This is a genomic window from Methylobacterium thuringiense, assembly GCF_022179645.1.
GTDB classification, from domain to species: Bacteria; Pseudomonadota; Alphaproteobacteria; order Rhizobiales; family Beijerinckiaceae; genus Methylobacterium; species Methylobacterium thuringiense.
Genome location: NZ_BPRA01000017.1, coordinates 117,926 through 136,666, shown reverse-complemented (window position 1 = coordinate 136,666; position 18,741 = coordinate 117,926). Strand labels below are relative to the sequence as shown.

The window sequence follows — 18,741 nt, the reverse complement described above, 5'->3', positions numbered from 1 at the left end:
GAATTGGTCCGCCCTTTACAATCCGCCACGCGCTCTCGACCGTGGGTCTCGATGCGGAGATGGAGGCGCTTCCCCAGGGCATCGCGACGATCGTCGCGAACAACAACTCGCTGCTTTCGACCGGCCAGCGGCGGCGGGTGCTCGCCGCGCGGGCGATCTGCCGCCAGCCCCGGTTGATGCTGTTCGACGAGATCACGGCCAATCTCGATGCGGCGACCGAAAAAGATCTGCTCGAGAGCCTGTGCCGGCTGCCTGGCGGCAAGATCTTCGTCACGCACAGCGATCGGGTGCTGGCTTACGTCGATCGCGCCTATCGCCTGGAGGACGGCGTGCTCAAGCCGATGGATCTGTCGTCCGGGCCGCAACGACTGGAAATCGCCTGATCTGCCGGCCGGCCGCGTGGTGAGAGCTATGGCAAGCTCGCCCGGTGGCCCTCGCGCCTGACGCCTTCAGGGCCGCGCACCGCACGCGCGGCGACGCGCAGGCGCCCTTGGCAACGGCCGACGGCCGGACCCGATGGGTTCCCCGCCGCGATCGTCGGCACCGACGGCTCGCTAACATGGCACGTCGTGAATGAGAACAAGCGCGGGGTGCGGATGACACGCCGCCGACGGCTAGACGATGAGGGCGAAAATCGGCCGCTGATCGTGCGCCGGGCCGGCAAACAAAAGGACGGCCTCGCGATCGAGCCGCCCTTTTTCGTCGGATGACAATGGTACCACCGCCCCGGCTCGAACGGGGGACCTCTTGATCCACAATCAAGCGCTCTAACCAACTGAGCTACGGCGGCACTGCGGCAGCGTGTATCGTGCACGCTGCCGCTTTTCAAGCGGGCGGATGACGGCATCGAAGCTGCCTCCGATTCCCGCGTTGACAGCTGTGCTCCTCCCGGTAGGCCGTTTCCATCGCCGCTCGCGCGGCCCGGACGTGGAACGGGGACCGCCCGTCGATGAAGTCGCCCACTCTCGGCGCTGCGCGTGGTTTGATCCGGGTTCCGGAACGCTTGCGCGCCCTCGTGCGCGGCAGTGAGGCGGGGCTCGTCGTACTCGCTGCCGTCATCGGCTGCGTCGGCGGTTTCGCGGTCGTGGCGATGGGCGTCGTGACGCAGCTGCTGCGGGAGGCGCTCTACCATCTCCCGCACGGCGCCCGGCTCAGTGCCATGACCGAACTGCCGACGGAGCTCGCCCTGGCGGGGCCGGCCCTCGGCGGGGCGCTTCTGGGCCTCCTGGGGCTGGCCATGGCGCGGCGCCGCGGCGGGCAGCCTCGGAGGGCGATGATCGATCCGATCGAGGCCAATGCGCTGCATGGAGGGCGGATGTCGCTGCGCGACTCCGTCACCGTCGCCGTCCAGAACGTGATCTCGAACGGCTGCGGCGCCTCGGTCGGGCTCGAGGCCGGCTATACGCAGATTGCCGGCGGCCTGGCCTCGCGGGCCGGCATCGCTTTCGGCCTGCGCCGCTCGGATCTGCGGACCTTGGTGGGATGCGGCTCCGCGGCCGCGATCGGAGCCGCCTTCGGCTCGCCGCTGACCGGCGCCTTCTACGCCTACGAGCTGATCATCGGCACCTACACCATCGCGACCCTCGCCCCGGTGGTGGCCGCCGCGTTCTGCGGCAGCCTCGTCGCCCGGTCGCTGGTCGCGCAGGCGGCGTTCGTCGATGTGCGGGGGCTGGCGGGCAGCATGCAGGGCGGTATCGCGGTAGCGGACACACTGGCATGCCTCGCCCTCGGATTCGTCTGCGCCGGACTCGGCGTGGCCATCATGCGCGGCGTCACCCTGGTCGAGCGCGGGTTCCGCCGGACCGGCATCCCCGCTGCGCTGCGGCCGCTGCTCGGCGGCCTCTGCGTCGGCGGGCTGGCGCTCGCCACGACGCCCCAGGTGCTCTCGGGCGGGCACGGCGCCCTGCATTTCCACCTGTCCGAGTCGGCGGCGAGCCTCGGCGCGGGGGCGCTGGCGGGCCTGCTCGCGGCCAAGGCGGCGGCGTCGGCGATCTCGATCGGCGCGGGCTTCCGCGGCGGGCTGTTCTTCGCCTCGCTGTTCCTCGGAGCGCTCGCCGGCAAGCTGTTCTACCTGCTGGCGCCCGGCATCGACGCCATCGCCATGACGGCGACGGCCTACGCGATCGTCGGGATGGCGGCGCTGGCGGTCGCCATCGTCGGCGGCCCGCTGACGATGACCTTCCTCGCGCTCGAGATGACCGGCAGCTTCCCCCTGGCCGGCCTCGTCCTCGCCGCCGTGATCGCCGCCTCGCTCACCGTCCGGAAAACCTTCGGATATTCCTTCGCGACCTGGCGCTTCCACCTCCGCGGCGAGAGCATCCGCAGCGCCCACGACATCGGCTGGATCCGCAGCCTCACCGTCGGCCGCCTGATGCGCAAGGACGTGCGCACCGTGCCCCTCGACACGCCGCTGGCGGTCTTCCTGCGCGAGCACCCGCTCGGCTCGCCCTCTCTGGTGGTGGTGACGGACGCGCGCGACCGCTATGCCGGAATCGTGCTCGTGCCGGAGGCCCACGCCCAGGCCGGCGGGCGCCCCGGAGAGCCGGCCCGCCTCGCTGACGTGGCTAGACATGGTACGGCCATGTTGTTTGCCGGGATGAACGCCAAGGAGGCCATGGCCGCGTTCGACCGCACCGAGAGCGAGGCCCTGGCCGTGGTCGACGGGCCGGACAGCCTGGCCGTGATCGGCCTCCTCACCGAAAGCCACACCCTGCGCCGCTACAGCGAGGAACTCGACCGCCAGCGCCAGGCCGTGGTCGGCGAGACGTCTTGACCTCGGGCCGGCGCGCGGCACTTCCCGCAGGGAGGGCGCCCGCCAGCAGAGAGCGAAACGATGGCCGGATCGGCACGCAGCTACCGCATCGGGGTGATCCCCGGAGACGGCATCGGCAAGGAGGTCGTGCCCGAGGGCGTGCGCGTGCTGGAGGCCGCCGCCCGGCGCCACGGCTTCACGCTCCGGCAGGACTGGTTCGATTTCGCCTCCTGCGACTATTACGAGGCGCACGGCCGCATGATGCCGGAGGACTGGAAGCCGCAGATCGCGGGCCACGACGCCATCTTCTTCGGCGCCGTCGGCATGCCGGAGCGCGTGCCCGACCACATCTCGCTCTGGGGCTCGCTGATCCAGTTCCGGCGCGAATTCGACCAATACGCCAACCTGCGCCCCGTCCGCCTGATGCCGGGCGTGAAATGCCCGCTCGCCGGCCGCGAGCCCGGCGACATCGATTTCTGGGTGGTCCGCGAAAACACCGAAGGCGAATACTCGAATGCCGGCGGCCGCATGTTCGCCGGCACCCCGCGCGAATTTGCGATCCAGGAGACCGTGATGACCCGCCACGGCACCGACCGCATCCTGCGCTTCGCCTTCGACCTCGCACAGTCGCGGCCGAAGAAGCACCTGACCTCGGCCACCAAGTCGAACGGCATCTCGATCACGATGCCGTTCTGGGACGAGCGCGTCCGCGCCGTCGCGGCCGATTATCCCGACGTGGCCTGGGACCAGTACCACATCGACATCCTCACCGCGCATTTCGTGCTGAACCCGGACCGCTTCGACGTCGTCGTCGCCTCCAACCTCTTCGGCGATATCTTGTCCGACCTCGGCCCCGCCTGCACCGGCACCATCGGCATCGCGCCCTCCGGCAACATCAATCCGGAGCGCGCGCACCCCTCGGTGTTCGAGCCGGTCCACGGCTCGGCCCCGGACATCGCCGGCCAGGGGCTGGCCAACCCGATCGGCCAGATCTGGTCCGGCGCGATGATGCTCGAACACCTCGGCGAGACCGAAGCCGCCGCCGAGATCGTTTCGGCGATCGAGCGCGTGCTGAGCGAGCGGACGCTGCGGACGCGGGATCTGGGTGGGACTGCGGGGACGGAGGAGTGCGGGAAGGAGGTGGTGGAGGCGTTGGGGTAGGGGGCGGAGTTGGAAACTTGGCCGCCTCTGTCCGGAACCGTCTGTGACTGATTGCTGAAGTTTGCGCGAGGGCTGCTTTGGGTGGGCGGCAGAGGCCGGCTCATTCGCATATTGCAACGCTACGGCAACCCGTGACGCGTCCCGTTACCGTCACTAGTTCGGACATTTCAATGATTGATGCTGTGTAAGTGCAGTCCCCTTCGAATCTCGCTGGAATATGGAGTGAAAAATGGTCGGTTGGTGACCCTATCCAGCAGCGCGGTGAACACAACGGCAATAAAAATCGACCGGCGACACCGTGTCCCCCTAGATGATATTATAAAAACAGTCTACGCTAAGGCAGAAGAGTCGACAATTTTCTAATTTTGTGGAATGGTAATGGCGAATAAAGAACTCAGCGATATTCTAGCATCGATAGATGAGCTCGCTAAAAGAGGTCAGATCACAAGAAGCAAAGCTTTCGCTTCATGGTTTGCCATTAACTTTTTTAGTGTGGATGAAGATGAGGCACTGGAAGCCGCAGCCGCAGACGGCGGAAACGATCAGGGAATAGATCTCATATTTTATGACGATACGTCAGAAGAAATCGTAGTTCTCCAAGCGCATTGTCCGGATAATACTAGCAAAAAAACTCCCAAAAATAAATGGGACGCTGTGGTTTCATCTATCCCATTTGTCAAAGAACCGCAGGCTTTAATCTCGGCAGGAAGACCAGATTTAGCAGAATCGCTTCGCAACATGAAAGAGGCTCATCCAGAGCACACAGTTATAGTGGGACTGATATCTCTTGGGCTGAAGTCTCAAGAGATCATCGATTCCGTTACTGCTCATCAATCCAACTCAAAATCAACAGAGGTAGATTATTTTATCTCGGGCAGGAGGATATCGAGGCAAAATATAGAGCGCTTGTTAATTCGGAGAGAGGCATCGCCGAAGATACTCTCAGTTTTTCTGGCGATTATATTGAAGATCATGGTGAGTATGGGCGTGCATGGATTGGCTCTGTGAGCGCCCAAGAACTTCAGCGACTACATAAAGAGCATAATGATGAGCTCTTTGCCGGGAACATTCGGTTGTTTTTGGGGGCTCGCAAAGGCGGGATCAACGAGCAAATTATAAAAACGGCTAAGGAGGAGCCCGGATCCTTCTGGGCACTCAATAATGGCATTACTATTGTTGCGGATACCGTAGATTTATTAGATAAACAACAGGACGGGTCTACGCTAAGGCTTAAAAGATTTAGCATTGTAAATGGCTGTCAAACAACCTCAATTCTAGTCCAGGCCAAAGCAACGCCAAAGGCTAAAGTCCTGGCTCGTATAATCGCTGCAAAATCTTCGATAAAAACTGATATTGTCCGCTACAATAACTCTCAAAACGCAGTTAAAATTTGGAGTGTTCGCTCTGCGGATAATATACAGCAGACCTTGCGCGAGCAGTTTAAATCAGTTGGAATAAACTACGCTCCGAAGCTTGCGGGAGCCAGAAAGAAAAAAGATCAAAATATCATTGAACTTGATAGATTAGCTCAATATCTCGCGGCGTCTCATCAGGAATTTCTCGTACAAGCAGTTGGCAACAAGGGTGAGCTATTCGATCAGCCTTACCAGAAGATATTCCATAAAGGCATTCAGGCGCCCGAAGCATATCTCGGTTGGCTTATCGGCACCATGGCAGATCTTGAACGACAGCAGCTTCTTGAAGGCATTGGCAATGATCAAAACTCGGGCTTGTTAAGTGTGGCAAGCACCTATTGGATTTGTTATTGTACGCACAAATTAATCAAAAAGTTCTCTAAAATAGATTCTCCGCATATGAATCTACAATCTATGGCTGCACCTGAATTTCATAATGGCATTAAAAAATACACGTCCAAAGCGACGGCTATGTTTTACGATGCTGCCGTTGATGCGTATGAGCGAGATACATATGGTTCATTTAAGAGTACGCTTCGATCTTCGAAGTTTCTTCAAAAAATAGATAGCAAGATCAATCTTAGAGTTTCTCAATTGGCAGCGAGAACTCTTCCTGACCTTGCCGTTGTGAGCAAGGGAGTAAAAGCTTGAAGCGCAATTATGTGGGGTTCGTTCTGAGGCAGTCTCTACGTTTGATTGTTCAGTTTTTGGAAAGCGGCCCGTTAGCCGACGGCAAACCTGCCATTGTCGAAGGCTAATTGGAATAGCCAAGATTTTGTCGGCGAACTCCATTGGCTATTCATGTGTCGATAAAACGTACAATATTGGACGTCGGCGGCATACTATATGCGGCGTCCAGTTGTCGGGTGTTGCTTAAGTGAAGGCAGAGAGGCCGCTTTCTTCAATTTTCGACCGTACAGAGGTGGCTCGTCGATCGTCTGCTTCCGGCCGATTTCGTTGAAAAACTCGGGACCGAGCCGAACCAACACTGCGAACTGCCTAAGCAGGAGAAGGTCCTGCTATCGCATCGCCTGGAACTCCCTGCGATAGTGGGATAGGGTCGGCAATGAGAGATGAACATTCTGGGGCGGCACTTTGAAGAACGCTTGAAGTGTTGCCTCCAAGCTTTTTGACAAAATCGGCTGACTTCAGACATCGAAGTTTACCCACGCGACAGCTTGAGAACAGTCAGATCTACTCGGTAAAGCCAAGGCGGTGACGCCTGCGCCGTCCCGTATCGTGCTGTCCGAACGCCCATCCAGCGTTAGATCAGGCTCGCAAGGAGCCACCCATGAGACCCGTCGTCGTCGCCGTCGCGATCACAGGATCGGTGCCGCGGACATCCGACAATCCGACGCTTCCGGTGACGCCGGCGGAGCAGGTCGCGTCGGCGCGGGACGCCTACGCGGCCGGGGCGTCGCTCGTGCACATCCATGTCCGCAACCCGGACGAGACGCCCTCCTCCGACCCCGATCTTTTCGCGGAGGTGCAGGAGGGCGTGCGAAAACACTGTCCGGGGATGATCGTGCAGTTTTCCACCGGCGGGCGCGGGCGCGATCCGGCGGCGCGGGGGCTGTCGCTGCAGCACAGGCCGGACATGGCCTCGCTCTCCACCGGCTCGGTGAACTTTCCGACGATCGTCTACGAGAACCCGGCGGCGCTCGTCACGGAGTTGGCCGCGAGCATGACAGCGCAGGGCGTGCGGCCCGAGATCGAGATCTTCGACCTGTCGCATCTCCACGGGGCGCGCCGGCTCGTCGAGGCGGGGTTGATCGACGCGCGTCCGCACGTGCAGTTCGTGATGGGCGTCAAGAACGCGCTGCCGGCCGAGGAGCGGCTGCTCGACATCCTGCTCGCCGAGACACGGCGCATCCTGCCGGAGGCGACCTGGACGGCCGCCGGCATCGGCCGCCACCAGAGCGACGTGATGGGCTGGGCGCTGGCGCGCGGCGCGGACGGGGTGCGCACCGGGCTCGAGGACAACATCCGGCTCTCCAAGTCCCGGCTCGCGGACGGCAACGCCGACCTCGTGCGGGTGGCGGTGGAGATCTGCGCGCGGCATGGGGCGCGGCCGGCGACCTGTGCCGAGGCGCGGGGGATGCTCGGCCTCGGCTGACGGCGCGCTCCCGAACGCGCGATCTTTGCAGGCCGCGTGCTGCTCGCGGCGGGTTCGTTTCCTAGGCCGCGACCAGCCGCGTCTTGCGGGTGAGCGCCTCCTCGACGGTGCCGTCGCCGTCGAGATAGCCGTGGCGCTTGGGGTTCGGCATGATCAGCGAGGCGGCGAACGAGATCGCGAGCATGAATGCGACGTACCAGGGGAAGGTGCTCTCCATGCCCTCGTTCTTGAACCACAGCGCCACGTATTCCGCGGTGCCGCCGAACAGCGAGTTGGCGATGGCGTAGGAGAGGCCGACGCCGAGCGCCCGGACATGGGTGGGGAACAGCTCGGCTTTCACGATGCCGCTGATGCCCGTGTAGAAGCTGATCGCGATCATCCCCGTCATGATCAGCCCGAAGGCGACGACCGGATCGGTGGTGCCGCCGATCGCCGTCATCAGCGGAACCACGAGCAGCATCGTCAGGCCGGAAAAGAGCAGCATGTTGGTCTTGCGGCCGATCCGGTCGGAGAGCCAGCCGAAGAAAGGCTGGATGATCATGTAGGTGAACAGCGCCACCGTCATCGTGCGCGAGGCCAGCACCGTCGGCATGTGCGCGGTGTTGACCAGATACTTCTGCATGTAGGTCGTGAACGTATAGAAGCTCAAGGATCCGCCGGCCGTGTAGGCCAGCACCACGCAGAACGCGCGCCAATGCTTGAACAGGGCGGCGATGGTGCCGGAATCCTTGGAGTCGAGGTTGTCCTTCGTCGCCGTCTCGGCGAGCGAGCGGCGCAGGAACAGCGCGACCACGGCGGCGAGCGCGCCGATCACGAACGGGATGCGCCAGCCGCCGCCCTGGAGCTGCTCCTTGGTCATCACCGTCTGCAGGGTCACCAGCACCAGCGAGGCGAGGAGCTGTCCGCCGATCAGGGTGACGTACTGGAACGAGGCGTAGAAGCCGCGCTGCCCCTTGGTCGCGACCTCGCTCATGTAGGTGGCGCTGGTGCCGTATTCGCCGCCGACCGAGAGCCCCTGGATCATCCGCGCGAGCAGCAGGAAGACCGGGGCGAGCGTGCCGACGGTCTCGTAGGTCGGCAGCACCGCGATCAGCAGCGAGCCGGCGCACATCATCAGCACCGAGATCATCATCGAGGTCTTGCGGCCGAGCCGGTCGGCGATGCGGCCGAACAGCCAGCCGCCGACGGGCCGCATGAAGAACCCGACCGCGAAGATGCCCGCCGTTTGCAGCAGCTGGCTGGTGCTGTCGCCGGAGGGGAAGAACACCGGCGCGAAGTAGAGCGCGAAGAAGGCGTAGCAGTAGAAGTCGTACCACTCGACGAGGTTGCCCGAGGAGGAGCCGACGATCGCCAGGATGCGGCGGCGGCGGTCGGCCGGATCGTCGGGCGCCGCGGGGGCGATCGCGAGGGCGTCGGTCATGGTACCTCCCGTGGCACCGGACTTTGCGCCGATTGCCGCACTGAGCGCCGTCCGGATCCGTGGCAGCCGGTCGGCGCTGGTCTGCGGGGACGGTCGCGCAAAGGCGATGGCGGCACAAGCCCTCGACGGAGGCTGTCCGCATCCTGAATGCAGGAGGGCGGGCGCTCGCCGCCGCCATGGCCGGCCCGCGGCATTGCCCTATCCTGGGCCCTATCCCGGCAGGCACCGATGTCGTGCCGACCGGAGCGGAGACCCGCGCATGCCGGACGATACCGCCCCGCCCCTCGGCGGCATCCTCGAAACCGCGCTCTACGTCGGCGACATGGACCGCGCCCGCCGGTTCTACGAAGGCGTGATGGGGCTGGTGCCGATGGTCGAGGATGCGCGCCTCGTCGCCTATCCGGTCGGGGCGAGCGTGCTGCTCCTGTTCCGGCGCGGCAGCACGCTGGAGCCGGTGACCCTGCCCGGCGGCGTGGTGCCGCCGCATGACGGTTCCGGCCCGCTCCACATGGCGTTCGCCATCGCGGCGGAGACCCTCGACGCCTGGATCGCCCGGCTCGCGGCGCACGATGTCGCCGTCGAGAGCCGCGTCGCGTGGCCGAAGGGCGGCACGAGCCTCTATTTCCGGGATCCGGACGGGCACGCCCTCGAACTCGCCACACCCGGACTCTGGCGGAATTATTGAGTCGCAGGCGGGCGATCGCCGAATATCCCGGCCGCACGACAGGTGAGGCGGAAGCGCGACTGTAGAGAAGGCCGCGAAGACCGTTTGCCGAAAGTCACGGAACGGTTTCGCGGATGTCCTCGTTGCGGGCCTGGACACGGCGCCGCGAGGGCTGCCGGGCAAACCAACAGACGGGAAACGACGCCATGAACAAGCTCTTTCGGAGCACGATGACGGCTGCCCTGGTTGTGGTCGGGGCGACGACGGCCTTTGCGCAAGGCGGTGGCGCAGGTGGTGGAGCGGGCGGCGGCGCCGGTGGTGGTGCCGGAGTGGGCGCAGGTGGCGCCGGTGGCGGTGCAGGTGGTGGCGCTGGCGGCGCGGCCGGTGGAGCGGGTGGCGGCGCGCGCGGCGGAGCCGGTGAGGCTGGCGGTGCCGGTGGTGCGGCCGGCGGGGCCCGTGGCGGCGCAGAAGGCGGCGCGGCCGGAGCGCGCGGCGCCGGCGAGGAGGGTCCTGCGGGCGGTGCCCGTGGTGGCGCGGCGGGTCGCGAGGACGGCAAGGCCGGTGCGGCCGGCGAGAAGAGCGGCAAGCCGGGTGCAGCCGGTGAGAAGGGTGCAGCGGGCGAGCGCGACGGTAAAACCGATCGCGGCGATCGCGACGGCAAGGGCGACAGGGACGGCAAGGCCGACCGTGGTGATCGTGACGGCAAGGCCGATCGCGGCGACCGGGATGGTAAGGCGGATCGTGGTGATCGCGAAGGACGCGGCGGAGCCGGCGAGCGCGCTGGTCGTGGCCAGGCCGCAGGCGCCTCGCGCAGCCTGAGCACGACCCAGCGCACCGAGTTCCGCTCGACCCTCACCCGCGGCGGCGTCCGCCCGCTGACCAACGTGAACTTCAACGTCAGCGTCGGCACGGCCATCCCGCGCTCGGTTCGGCTCAACCCGCTGCCGGCGGCGATCCTGACCCTGGTGCCGGCCTATCGCGGCTACGACTACGTGCTCGTCGGCGACGACATCGTGATCATCGATCCCGACACCTACGAGATCATCGACGTGATCCCGGCCTGATCATCGATCGATCGAGACCAGAGGGCGGGGCTTCGGCTCCGCCCTTTTTCGTGGTCTCAGCGCTGGCGTTCGAGCAGGCCCGAGACGACGCGGGCCGTGTAGTCGACCATCGGCACGATGCGCGCGTAGTTCAGCCGCGTCGGCCCAATCACGCCGACGACCCCGACGATCTTCTGGTCGCCGTCGCGAAACGGCGCGGCGATCAGCGAGGAGCCGGAGAGGGAAAACAGCTTGTTTTCCGAGCCGATGAAGATCCGCACGCCGTCGCCGCCCTCGGCGCGCGAGAGCAGCTCGATCACGTCCTTCTGGGTTTCCAGGTCGTTGAACAGCAGGCGGATGCGTTCGAGATCTTCCACCGCGCGCAGGTCGTCGAGGAGGTTGGCCTGGCCGCGCACGATGAGCTGGCGCGCCTCCGACGGCCCGACGGCGGTGGCGAGTCCCGCATCGACGAGGCGCTCGGTCAGCACGTCGATCTCGCGCTTCATCGCTTGCCGGCCGGCCTCGATGTCGAGGCGCAGGGTGTCGAGGGTGCGGCCTTGGAGGCGCGCGTTCAGGTAGTTCGAGGCCTCCTGCAGAGCGCCCGTGGGCAGTCCGGGCGGCAGGTCGACGAGGCGGTTCTCGACGCCGCCGTCGACCGACACCAGCACCACGAGGGCGCGGGCCGGGTCCAGGCGCACGAACTCGATATGCTTGAGCTGGGCGTTCGCCTTCGTGGTCAGCACCACTCCGGCGCCGCGCGAGATGCCGGACAGCAGGCTGGAGGCCTCCGCGAGCGCGCTGTCGAAGGTATGGCGGGAGGCGGCGGCGCGCATCTGCGCTTCGATCCGCGTCTTCTCCTCCTGGCCGACATCGCCGAGCTCCATCATCGCGTCGACGAAGAAGCGCAGGCCCTGCTCGGTCGGCAGCCGCCCGGCCGAGGTATGGGGCGCGAAGATCAGCCCGGAATGCTCCAGGTCCGACATCACGTTGCGGATCGAGGCGGGCGAGAGCGCCATCGGCAGGATCCGCGCGAGGTTGCGCGAGCCGAGCGGCTCCCCCGTGGTGAGGTAGCTCTCGACGATCTGCCGGAAGATCTCGCGCGAGCGCTCGTTCAGCGTCGCCAGCGCGAGCGCCTGCTGGTGGGAGGAGAGGAAGGGGCTGTTTTCGGTCACGTTTTCAATCCTGACCGACGATTGTGTCCGGCCGTGGGTCCGGGATCAATCCGTTCGTACGGGACCACCAACGCGGAACGCCGCCCGCCCCGAAAGGACGGACGGCGTTGGGTGACGCATTCGTTCGATGGCTCAGGCGGCGAGGCTGCGCGGCTCGTGCCGGCCTTCCTTCACCTCCTCGATGATCTTGGCGCAGAAGGCGTCGAGATCGCCGGGATTGCGGCTGGTGATGATGCCGCCGTCGGTCACGACCTGCTCGTCGACCCAATGGCCGCCGGCATTGACCACGTCGGTCTTGATCGAGCCGAACGAGGTCAGCTTGCGACCCTTCACCGCGCCGGCCTCGATCAGCAGCCACGGTGCGTGGCAGATCGCGGCGACGACCTTGCCCGAGGTCAGGAAGCTCTTGATGATCTCGAGCGCCTTCGGCTCGAGCCGCAGCTTGTCCGGGTTGATCTGGCCGCCGGGCAGCACGAGGGCGTCGTAATCGCCCGAGTTCACGCTCTCCAGATCCTTATCGACCGTCACGCTCTTGCCCCAGTCGGTCTTGTCCCAACCGCGGATCGCGTCCTTGGACTGGCGGGACGTCGGCGCGGCGACATGCACCGTCGCGCCTGCTTCGGACAGTTTCTCCTGCGGTACCGTCAGTTCGCTCTGCTCGAATCCGTCGGTCGCGAGAATGAGAATCTTGGTCTGGTTGATGTCCGGCATCGACGATACTCCATCAATGTTGGGTGTTGCCCGGCCAACGAGGCGCTCCGAACCATGTTCCCGCGGCAATTCGCAACAAGATCGTCCCGGAACCCCGGCGTTGCTCGGAGATTGCTCCTGCATCCCCACAACCGATCGAGGAGCTGCGCCATGGCCAATCCCGGCATGCCGACCCCCGAACCGTTTCCCGGCGGCAACATCCCCGGCGACCTTCCGCCACCGGTCGAGCCCGGCGATCTGCCGGATATCGGACCGACGGGGCCCCGCACGCCCTATCCGGTGGACGATCCCGATATCGACGAGCCCAAGGGACCGGGCTCCGAGCCGGATTACCTGCCCGGCGGCCCGAGCGATCCGGGTATCCGGCTCTGATCGCGCCCCATCGAAGCTAACGAGGCCCTTCGCGCAGCAACCCGGCGCGGAGGGCTTTTTCGTTTGCGGTCAGTGCCCGCCGTGGGAGGTGCGCACGTCGCGGGGGGCGGCCAGAATCTCGGCGAGGCTGGTGGCGACGTGCCGGGCCTCCTCGTCGGTGAGCCGGAGCTGGAACGGCGGCAACGCCCCGGCCTGCAGCGCGACCACGGGCTGACCCTGTTCGTCGGTGCCGACCTCGATCGCCGAGGAGGTCACGTCGAGCATCGCGATGTCCTCCTCGTTCAATTCCTCCGGCATTTCGGGCTCGTCGCCGTCGTCGATCGCGGTCAGCAATTGACCCACGGCGCGTACGAGCGCCCGGGCGGCCCGGGCATCCATCACGACGGCGGTCGACTGCTCGTCTTTTTGAAAAGACAACTGAATGTTCGCGCCTTCGAGGGAAACCGAGATGCCCGCCATGGAATGCCTAACTGCTTGGAGCCGAACCGTATATGGACCGGCGCTCGCGAAAACGACAGGGCTGCATGGCCGCCGCGACCCCGCGGCCAACGGGTTTCGCGCCCCGGAAAGCGTCCGCACCGTCTTGTTGTGGCCGCTTCGATCCTCTACATGGCAGACAGCGGGTCTTAAACGGATCCGAGCGCGCATGATTCAAGTCGCCTCGGCACCCGCTCATCCGACATACCGACGGACACGAACCACCATGCTCGCGCCGAGCAGGCGCTTGCCCGTGGTTCGTCAGAAATACGACAAGGAACGATTACGTGAATACCGGTACTGTTAAGTGGTTCAACGAGACCAAGGGCTACGGCTTCATCCAGCCTGACGATGGTGGCAACGACGTCTTCGTGCACATCTCGGCCGTGGAGCGGGCAGGGTTCCGCAGCCTCGCGGAAGGCCAGAAGGTCTCCTACGAGGTGATCACCGACAAGCGCAGCGGCAAGGACGCTGCCGGCAACCTCCAGGCGGCCTGACGCCTTACCCGATGCCGGCCCTCAGCGCCGGCATCGGACCCGGACGCGAACAGCGTCCCACTTCCGAAGCGGACTCCGATGCAGCCCCAGGCGCCCATCGGATCGACGGCCACCACGGTGCCTCGGCAATTGCCACCGAGCCAAACGACCGTGCGACGGGCTGCCGTTCATCGCGACGTCATTACAAACAATCAGAAACGAGGTCGATCTCGAGACAGTCGAGAAACACGACCGCAAGAAAGCCAAGAAAAATACAATGCAGTTCGAGTACACACCCCGCCGTTCCGGCCGTTCGCCCGTCACCGACGCGACGACGTTCCGGGTCGAGCGGTTGAGCCGGGGCGCCTTCGACAGCGCCGTCCCCGCCGACATCACCCACCTGATCGACCGGTCCTACCGGTATCACTCGCCGCGCGAACTGCGCTGGCATCTCGCCGAGCGCCTCGGCATCACCCCCGCCGCAGTCCGTCTCAACGAGACGAGCGCGCACCGGGTCTGACGTTCAGCCCGCGGCCCTGAGGGCCGCGAGCACCGGTTCGCAAAGCGTGCCGGGGGCTGAGATCAGCTCCCCATGCCGGGGTTCCGGCCGATTGTAGCGGGCGGGTGCGCCGTCGAGATCGCAGACCATCCCGCCGGCTTCGCGAAGAATCAGGTCGGCGGCGGCGAGGTCCCAGTCGCGCGAATCCTTCGAGATCAATCCGAGATCGATGACGCCCTCGGCAACGCGCGCCACGCGCAACGCCAGGGACGGGATGCGGTCGACCCGCGTCAGCTCCGGCGGAGCGCCGCGCTTGCAGGCGCCGCGCAGCAGCCGGTCCTGGAGCGGTTTCGGCCCGGTGACGCGGATGCCGTCGAGCGCGCCGGCGCCGGAGGCACGAATCGGCGCGCCGTTCAGGCTCGCGCCGCCGCCGGCGGTCGCCTCGTAGAGCGCGTCGAGCACCGGCCCGAACACGAATCCGATCACCGGCTCGCCATGCGCGAGCAGCGCCACCGCGATCGACCAGTCGGGATGTCCCGACAGGAAGGCGCGGGTGCCGTCGATCGGGTCGACGATCCAGACGAGTTCGCTGGTGAGCCGGACGGGATCGTCGGTGGTCTCCTCGGAGAGCCAGGCGGCGCGTGGCTCGATCTCGCTCAGGCGCACCTTCAGGAAGGTGTCCACCGCCACGTCGGCCTCGGTCACGGGCGAGCCGCCCGCCTTCGACCAGACGTTCGCGCTGGTCTGGCCACCCGCGCGAAAGAACGGCTTTGCCAGCGCCGCCGCCTCGAGGACGGCCTCGCGGGCGCGCGGAAGTAGGGCCGCGACGAGGTCGCGCGTGTCGGCGGGGAGGACGGTGTCGGCCATGCGGTCCGGATGCTGTCGCCGCGGGGATCCGAGGGAGGCCTCGTTGTAAGCGGCATTCGCCGGCATCCACAAGGATCGCGGCGCAGAACCCGATACGATCGACTTGGCGCAATTACAGCAAGGATCCGTTGAGCATTCCCGGCGCAATGCCGATCTCCACGATCGCTTAACGCTCGCTCTTAAGCCACTCTGAGGAGGTTAGACGCGATTGTGCTTGTCATGACGAGCGGTCCGACAGAGGCCGCCGACCGAAACAGGGCGTCGACAGGATGAAGACTTTCTCTCTCTCCGACCAGCACTGCCCCGCCGACACGCAGGACGAACTCATGCAGGACGGCGTCGCTCTGTCGACCGTGGACCTCGCCTTCGACGCGAGCCCGCTCCCGATGATCGTCCCCGGCGAGGCCGCCGGGATCGCCCTCGGTTTCGCCCCCGGCGAATCGGACGATTGCGGCGAGGACCGCTTCAGCCTCCTCCTCGTCGATGCGGAGGGTGAGGTGCTGGTCCGTCTCGGACCGTTCGGCGAGGACGACGTCGTCGCGATGTGGCGCGACTTCGCCGCCAAGTCCGGCCTGCCGCGCATGATCATCCGCGAAGGCGGCGGCCTCGCCACCGTCTCGCGCCAGCTCGGCCGTGTCGCCCTCGGCAACACCCGCCAGCGCCGCCGCCACGGCCTCCTCAACGGCCGCCGCCCGCGCTTCCTGGTGCGCCGCAAGTCCGCCCGCCTGCCGGCCCGCCCGCAGATCTATCGGAACGAGAACGAGATCATCGCGCGTTCGTAAGGTTCAGTGGCCGACAAGACCCTGCCAGACCGAGTCCGCCGCGAGACCCGCGAACAGGATCAGGCCGGCATCGCGGTTCGACCGGAACAGCGTCAGCGCGCCGAGGCCGTCGCCCGGCTCGAGCCGCAGGGCCTGTCGGACGAGATGGCCCGCGAACAGCGCGAGGCCCAGCCAGCCGAGAACTCCGGCTCCCGCGAGCCAGAGCGCCGGCGCCATGAACAGCACGGCGGCGCCGTAGCAGACACCCACCGCGAAAATCAGCCGGTTTCCGAACAGGCGCGCCGAGGAACTGATCCCGGCGATCTCGTCGTCCTCGATGTCCTGCACGGCGTAGATCGTGTCGTATCCGACCACCCAGGCGATGGTCCCGGCATAGAGCCACCAGGCCGGTGCATCGAGATGCCCGAACAGGGCGACCCAGCCCATCAGCGCCCCCCAGGCGAAGGCGAGGCCGAGCACCGCCTGCGGCATCGGCATCACCCGCTTCATGAAGGGGTAGATCGCCACGGGCAGCAGCGAGGCCATCCCGACGAGGATCGCGACGCCGTTGAACTGCAGCAGCACGCTCAAGCCTACGAGCGCCTGCGCCACCAGGAAGACAACGGCGGCACGCGTGCCGATCTGGCCCGAGGGCAGCGGGCGCGAGCGGGTCCGCTCGACGCGAGCGTCGAGGTCGCGGTCGGCGATGTCGTTGTAGGTCGAGCCGGCCCCGCGCATGGCGATGGCGCCGATCAGGAACAGCAGCAGGTGCCAGGGATTCGGGCCGGTGCGATCGGCCGCGGTCGCGGCCAACGCCGCCGACCACCAGCACGGCAGCAGCAGCAGCCACCAGCCGACCGGCCGCTCGATGCGTGCGAGCCGCAGAAATGGACGCCAGCCGCGCGGGGCGAAGCGATCGGCCCAATGGCCGGCGACCGCGTCGGCGACGCGCCCCGAGGGGGGCAGGTCGCGGCGGTTCGCCTCCGCAGGTTCGTCGGACGGCACGGATCCGGGACTGGGGCGGTGTCTGTCTACGACGGAACCGCCTTACAGTGCGCCCTGGGGCATCTTGAAGCTGCCCTGCAGGCCCGGCCCGCCGAGGAGACCGCCACCGCCGCCACCCTCGCCGCCACCGCCGGCACGAGCCTGGGCTTCCATCTTGGTGACCTGGGCGGCCATGCCGCAGACCTTCGAGCGGATGCCGCCGACCTTGTCGTTGTCGGTCTTGAAGCCCTGCGCGAAGGAATCGGGGATCGAGCACCATTCCTTGTTGGTGGCGATCCACTTGATGCCGGTGACGCCGTTGGCATGGAGCTGGCCGAACAGCGCGCAGGCCGCGGCCGGCGTCATCTTCTGCTTGGACTGCGAGGCGGCGTTCGCCTTGGCGACGAGGTTCTTGCGGTCGTTGAGAGTCTTCTGGATGGCGTTGCAGTCGACGCCGGCCTGAGGGCCGACGGACTTCGCCGACGGGACGCCCATCGGAGCGGAGGGGGCGCCCATCCCCATCGACATCGAAGGGGCCGCAACGGCGGACGGCTCGGCGGCAGCGCCTGGGGGCGCATCGCCGGGGGCGACCGGCATCTGCTCGAACATGCTCTGCGCGAAGGCGGGGCTCGCCGCGAGCAGAATGCTCAGCGCCCCCACCACGGCCGGGATGGTCTTCGACGACATGATCCCGTGCGACATCCTCTTCGACATGACCCTGGTATCCCTCTCCCCACTGCCGCGACCGAGGCGCGTGCCCCCTCAGGCCGACGGCCTCCGGCTTTCCTCCGGACCGGCGCACGCGGCGCTCGATCGCTGACGGACAGCCTGTCGGTCTCGATGACGGCCGATTCCGCACAGGAATGTGGCGGCTTTCGCGTCATGGGCATCGGAACGGGGATGGTGCGGCCGACTCGGTGGAAACCGGCGGGACGTGATGTTTTTGCACCACGGCCGATCGCGTTGACTTGAGAACGGCCTCACGCGAGGGAGGCCGGATGGCGGCATACGACTTCACCGCGCCCCGGCTCCATGTCGAGGCGGAACTCCGGCAGGGCCTCGTGCTGCCGCTCGAGCGGGCCCAATCCGGCTACCTGCTGACCGTGTTGCGCAAGGGGGAGGGCGACAGCGTCCTCCTGTTCAACGGGCGCGACGGCGAGTGGCGCGCCGAGATCTGTCCAAGCGGCCGCAAGAGCGCCGATCTGCGTCTCGTGGAGCAGACGCGGCCCCAGCCCGCACCGCTCGACCTGCATTACCTGTTCGCGCCGCTGAAGACGGGCCGCCTCGACTACATGGCCCAGAAGGCCGTGGAGATGGGCGCCGGCCTGATCCGGCCGGTCTTCACGCGCTATACCCAGGGCGAGCGTATCAAGCTCGACCGGCTGCGCGCCAACGCGATCGAGGCGGCCGAGCAATGCGGCATCCTGGCGATCCCCGAGATTGCGGAGCTGACCCGGCTGCCGGCCGCCCTCGACGCGCTGGAGCCCGAGCGCCTGCTGGTTTTTTGCGACGAGGATGCCTCGGTGTCAGACCCGGTGATGGCGCTCCGCGCAGCTTGCAACCCCGCCGCGCCACCGCCGCTTGCGGTACTCGTCGGCCCCGAGGGCGGCTTCGCCCCCGAGGAGCGCGAGCAGGTCGCCGCCCGCCCCAACACCGTCGCGCTGTCACTGGGTCCCCGCATCCTGCGCGCCGACACCGCCGCGGTCGCCGTGTTGGCCCTGGTGCAGGCGGTGCTCGGCGACGCGCGCTGAGGGGCGCAAATCGACCCCACGTTGTCCGCTCTTGCGCCCTGGCTTAAGGACACGACATCTCACTCGGGCCGGCTGCGGGCTCTGACCGCGGCACGCTGCG

Annotated in this window: 20 protein-coding genes and 1 tRNA gene; 13 read left to right on the top strand and 8 right to left on the bottom strand. The window is 66.2% G+C overall.

Translation table 11 applies throughout. The annotated features are described in order from the left end of the window. Positions 1–41: 41 nt before the first annotated feature. Positions 42–383 (top strand): ATP-binding cassette domain-containing protein, encoded by a 342-nt coding sequence (locus tag MFF07_RS18580; RefSeq protein WP_238232588.1) that lies wholly within the window; start codon positions 42–44, stop codon positions 381–383. A gap of 330 nt (positions 384–713) precedes the next feature. Here the strand turns inward: MFF07_RS18580 and MFF07_RS18575 are convergent. After that, positions 714–790: transfer RNA gene (locus MFF07_RS18575), tRNA-His, on the bottom strand. Positions 791–949: 159 nt separating this feature from the next. Here MFF07_RS18575 and MFF07_RS18570 point away from each other — a divergent pair. The 5 genes from MFF07_RS18570 to MFF07_RS18550 all read left to right on the top strand — a co-directional run bounded on the left by MFF07_RS18570 (position 950) and on the right by MFF07_RS18550 (position 7,444). Next, positions 950–2,773, top strand: coding sequence for a chloride channel protein (locus MFF07_RS18570; protein ID WP_238232587.1), 1,824 nt, complete (start codon positions 950–952; stop codon positions 2,771–2,773). Between the two features lie 60 nt (positions 2,774–2,833). Beyond that, positions 2,834–3,913, top strand: coding sequence for a tartrate dehydrogenase (locus MFF07_RS18565; protein ID WP_238232586.1), 1,080 nt, complete (start codon positions 2,834–2,836; stop codon positions 3,911–3,913). Between the two features lie 378 nt (positions 3,914–4,291). Beyond that, a complete protein-coding gene (locus MFF07_RS18560) occupies positions 4,292–4,921 on the top strand; it encodes a hypothetical protein (RefSeq protein WP_238232585.1) in 630 nt (209 codons plus the stop codon). Then, positions 4,918–5,979, top strand: a complete 1,062-nt coding sequence (locus MFF07_RS18555) for an AIPR family protein (protein WP_238232584.1) — start codon at positions 4,918–4,920, stop codon at positions 5,977–5,979. Before MFF07_RS18560 ends, MFF07_RS18555 begins: the two co-directional genes overlap by 4 nt. Before the next feature lie 640 nt (positions 5,980–6,619). Next, a complete protein-coding gene (locus MFF07_RS18550) occupies positions 6,620–7,444 on the top strand; it encodes a 3-oxoadipate:acetyl-CoA acetyltransferase (protein WP_238232583.1) in 825 nt (274 codons plus the stop codon). Between the two features lie 61 nt (positions 7,445–7,505). On the opposite strand, the gene MFF07_RS18545 is transcribed toward MFF07_RS18550, so the two are convergent. Further along, on the bottom strand, positions 7,506–8,864 hold the full coding sequence (locus MFF07_RS18545) for an MFS family transporter (RefSeq protein ID WP_238232582.1): 1,359 nt from the start codon (positions 8,862–8,864) through the stop codon (positions 7,506–7,508). 259 nt (positions 8,865–9,123) lie between these two features. Here MFF07_RS18545 and MFF07_RS18540 point away from each other — a divergent pair, with 259 nt between their 5' ends. Together MFF07_RS18540 and MFF07_RS18535 are read left to right on the top strand one after the other, a co-directional pair. Beyond that, on the top strand, positions 9,124–9,549 hold the full coding sequence (locus tag MFF07_RS18540) for a VOC family protein (RefSeq protein WP_238232581.1): 426 nt from the start codon (positions 9,124–9,126) through the stop codon (positions 9,547–9,549). A 185-nt stretch (positions 9,550–9,734) separates the two neighbouring features. Beyond that, positions 9,735–10,592 (top strand): DUF1236 domain-containing protein, encoded by an 858-nt coding sequence (locus tag MFF07_RS18535; protein WP_238232580.1) that lies wholly within the window; start codon positions 9,735–9,737, stop codon positions 10,590–10,592. A 56-nt stretch (positions 10,593–10,648) separates the two neighbouring features. On the opposite strand, the gene hrcA is transcribed toward MFF07_RS18535, so the two are convergent. Together hrcA and MFF07_RS18525 are read right to left on the bottom strand one after the other, a co-directional pair. Then, positions 10,649–11,743 carry a heat-inducible transcriptional repressor HrcA gene (hrcA, locus tag MFF07_RS18530; RefSeq protein WP_147818928.1) on the bottom strand — a complete coding sequence of 365 codons (1,095 nt, stop codon included), beginning with the start codon at positions 11,741–11,743 and terminating at the stop codon, positions 10,649–10,651. A gap of 132 nt (positions 11,744–11,875) precedes the next feature. Then, the gene (locus tag MFF07_RS18525; protein WP_238232579.1) at positions 11,876–12,454 is read right to left on the bottom strand and encodes a type 1 glutamine amidotransferase domain-containing protein; all 579 of its coding nucleotides are present in this window, start codon (positions 12,452–12,454) and stop codon (positions 11,876–11,878) included. Positions 12,455–12,604: 150 nt separating this feature from the next. On the opposite strand from MFF07_RS18525, the gene MFF07_RS18520 reads away from it, so the two are divergent. Further along, entirely contained in the window at positions 12,605–12,826 is a 222-nt protein-coding gene (locus MFF07_RS18520; RefSeq protein WP_238232578.1) for a hypothetical protein, read from the top strand. Positions 12,827–12,895: 69 nt separating this feature from the next. Here MFF07_RS18520 and MFF07_RS18515 read toward each other — a convergent pair whose 3' ends face one another. Beyond that, positions 12,896–13,285: a hypothetical protein gene (locus tag MFF07_RS18515; RefSeq protein WP_147818922.1), complete on the bottom strand. Its 390-nt coding sequence runs from the start codon at positions 13,283–13,285 to the stop codon at positions 12,896–12,898. 305 nt (positions 13,286–13,590) lie between these two features. Between MFF07_RS18515 and MFF07_RS18510 the strand changes: the two genes are divergently transcribed. Together MFF07_RS18510 and MFF07_RS18505 are read left to right on the top strand one after the other, a co-directional pair. Continuing rightward, entirely contained in the window at positions 13,591–13,800 is a 210-nt protein-coding gene (locus tag MFF07_RS18510; RefSeq protein WP_147818920.1) for a cold-shock protein, read from the top strand. Positions 13,801–14,056: 256 nt separating this feature from the next. Beyond that, positions 14,057–14,299, top strand: coding sequence for an AsnC family transcriptional regulator (locus MFF07_RS18505; protein WP_147818918.1), 243 nt, complete (start codon positions 14,057–14,059; stop codon positions 14,297–14,299). 3 nt (positions 14,300–14,302) lie between these two features. Here the strand turns inward: MFF07_RS18505 and MFF07_RS18500 are convergent, their stop codons facing one another. Beyond that, positions 14,303–15,145: an inositol monophosphatase family protein gene (locus MFF07_RS18500; protein WP_238232577.1), complete on the bottom strand. Its 843-nt coding sequence runs from the start codon at positions 15,143–15,145 to the stop codon at positions 14,303–14,305. 269 nt (positions 15,146–15,414) lie between these two features. Here MFF07_RS18500 and MFF07_RS18495 point away from each other — a divergent pair, with 269 nt between their 5' ends. After that, entirely contained in the window at positions 15,415–15,927 is a 513-nt protein-coding gene (locus MFF07_RS18495; RefSeq protein ID WP_238232576.1) for a DUF6101 family protein, read from the top strand. Between the two features lie 3 nt (positions 15,928–15,930). On the opposite strand, the gene ubiA is transcribed toward MFF07_RS18495, so the two are convergent. Then, entirely contained in the window at positions 15,931–16,911 is a 981-nt protein-coding gene (gene ubiA / locus MFF07_RS18490) for a 4-hydroxybenzoate octaprenyltransferase (protein ID WP_238232575.1), read from the bottom strand. Between the two features lie 42 nt (positions 16,912–16,953). Continuing rightward, positions 16,954–17,604, bottom strand: a complete 651-nt coding sequence (locus tag MFF07_RS18485; RefSeq protein ID WP_147818912.1) for a hypothetical protein — start codon at positions 17,602–17,604, stop codon at positions 16,954–16,956. Positions 17,605–17,888: 284 nt separating this feature from the next. Here MFF07_RS18485 and MFF07_RS18480 point away from each other — a divergent pair, with 284 nt between their 5' ends. Continuing rightward, the gene (locus tag MFF07_RS18480; RefSeq protein WP_238232574.1) at positions 17,889–18,641 is read left to right on the top strand and encodes a 16S rRNA (uracil(1498)-N(3))-methyltransferase; all 753 of its coding nucleotides are present in this window, start codon (positions 17,889–17,891) and stop codon (positions 18,639–18,641) included. The last annotated feature ends 100 nt before the right edge of the window (positions 18,642–18,741 follow it).

Bases quoted from the DNA above. Each gene is read 5' to 3' on its own strand.
- MFF07_RS18500 (WP_238232577.1), bottom strand. From the start codon at position 15,145: ATGGCCGACACCGTCCTCCCCGCCGACACGCGCGACCTCGTCGCGGCC.
- MFF07_RS18485 (WP_147818912.1), bottom strand. From the start codon at position 17,604: ATGTCGAAGAGGATGTCGCACGGGATCATGTCGTCGAAGACCATCCCG.
- MFF07_RS18480 (WP_238232574.1), top strand. From the start codon at position 17,889: ATGGCGGCATACGACTTCACCGCGCCCCGGCTCCATGTCGAGGCGGAA.
- MFF07_RS18550 (WP_238232583.1), top strand. From the start codon at position 6,620: ATGAGACCCGTCGTCGTCGCCGTCGCGATCACAGGATCGGTGCCGCGG.
- MFF07_RS18570 (WP_238232587.1), top strand. From the start codon at position 950: ATGAAGTCGCCCACTCTCGGCGCTGCGCGTGGTTTGATCCGGGTTCCG.
- MFF07_RS18520 (WP_238232578.1), top strand. From the start codon at position 12,605: ATGGCCAATCCCGGCATGCCGACCCCCGAACCGTTTCCCGGCGGCAAC.
- MFF07_RS18525 (WP_238232579.1), bottom strand. From the start codon at position 12,454: ATGCCGGACATCAACCAGACCAAGATTCTCATTCTCGCGACCGACGGA.
- MFF07_RS18505 (WP_147818918.1), top strand. From the start codon at position 14,057: ATGCAGTTCGAGTACACACCCCGCCGTTCCGGCCGTTCGCCCGTCACC.
- MFF07_RS18565 (WP_238232586.1), top strand. From the start codon at position 2,834: ATGGCCGGATCGGCACGCAGCTACCGCATCGGGGTGATCCCCGGAGAC.
- MFF07_RS18560 (WP_238232585.1), top strand. From the start codon at position 4,292: ATGGCGAATAAAGAACTCAGCGATATTCTAGCATCGATAGATGAGCTC.
- MFF07_RS18535 (WP_238232580.1), top strand. From the start codon at position 9,735: ATGAACAAGCTCTTTCGGAGCACGATGACGGCTGCCCTGGTTGTGGTC.
- MFF07_RS18495 (WP_238232576.1), top strand. From the start codon at position 15,415: ATGAAGACTTTCTCTCTCTCCGACCAGCACTGCCCCGCCGACACGCAG.
- MFF07_RS18515 (WP_147818922.1), bottom strand. From the start codon at position 13,285: ATGGCGGGCATCTCGGTTTCCCTCGAAGGCGCGAACATTCAGTTGTCT.
- MFF07_RS18545 (WP_238232582.1), bottom strand. From the start codon at position 8,864: ATGACCGACGCCCTCGCGATCGCCCCCGCGGCGCCCGACGATCCGGCC.
- MFF07_RS18540 (WP_238232581.1), top strand. From the start codon at position 9,124: ATGCCGGACGATACCGCCCCGCCCCTCGGCGGCATCCTCGAAACCGCG.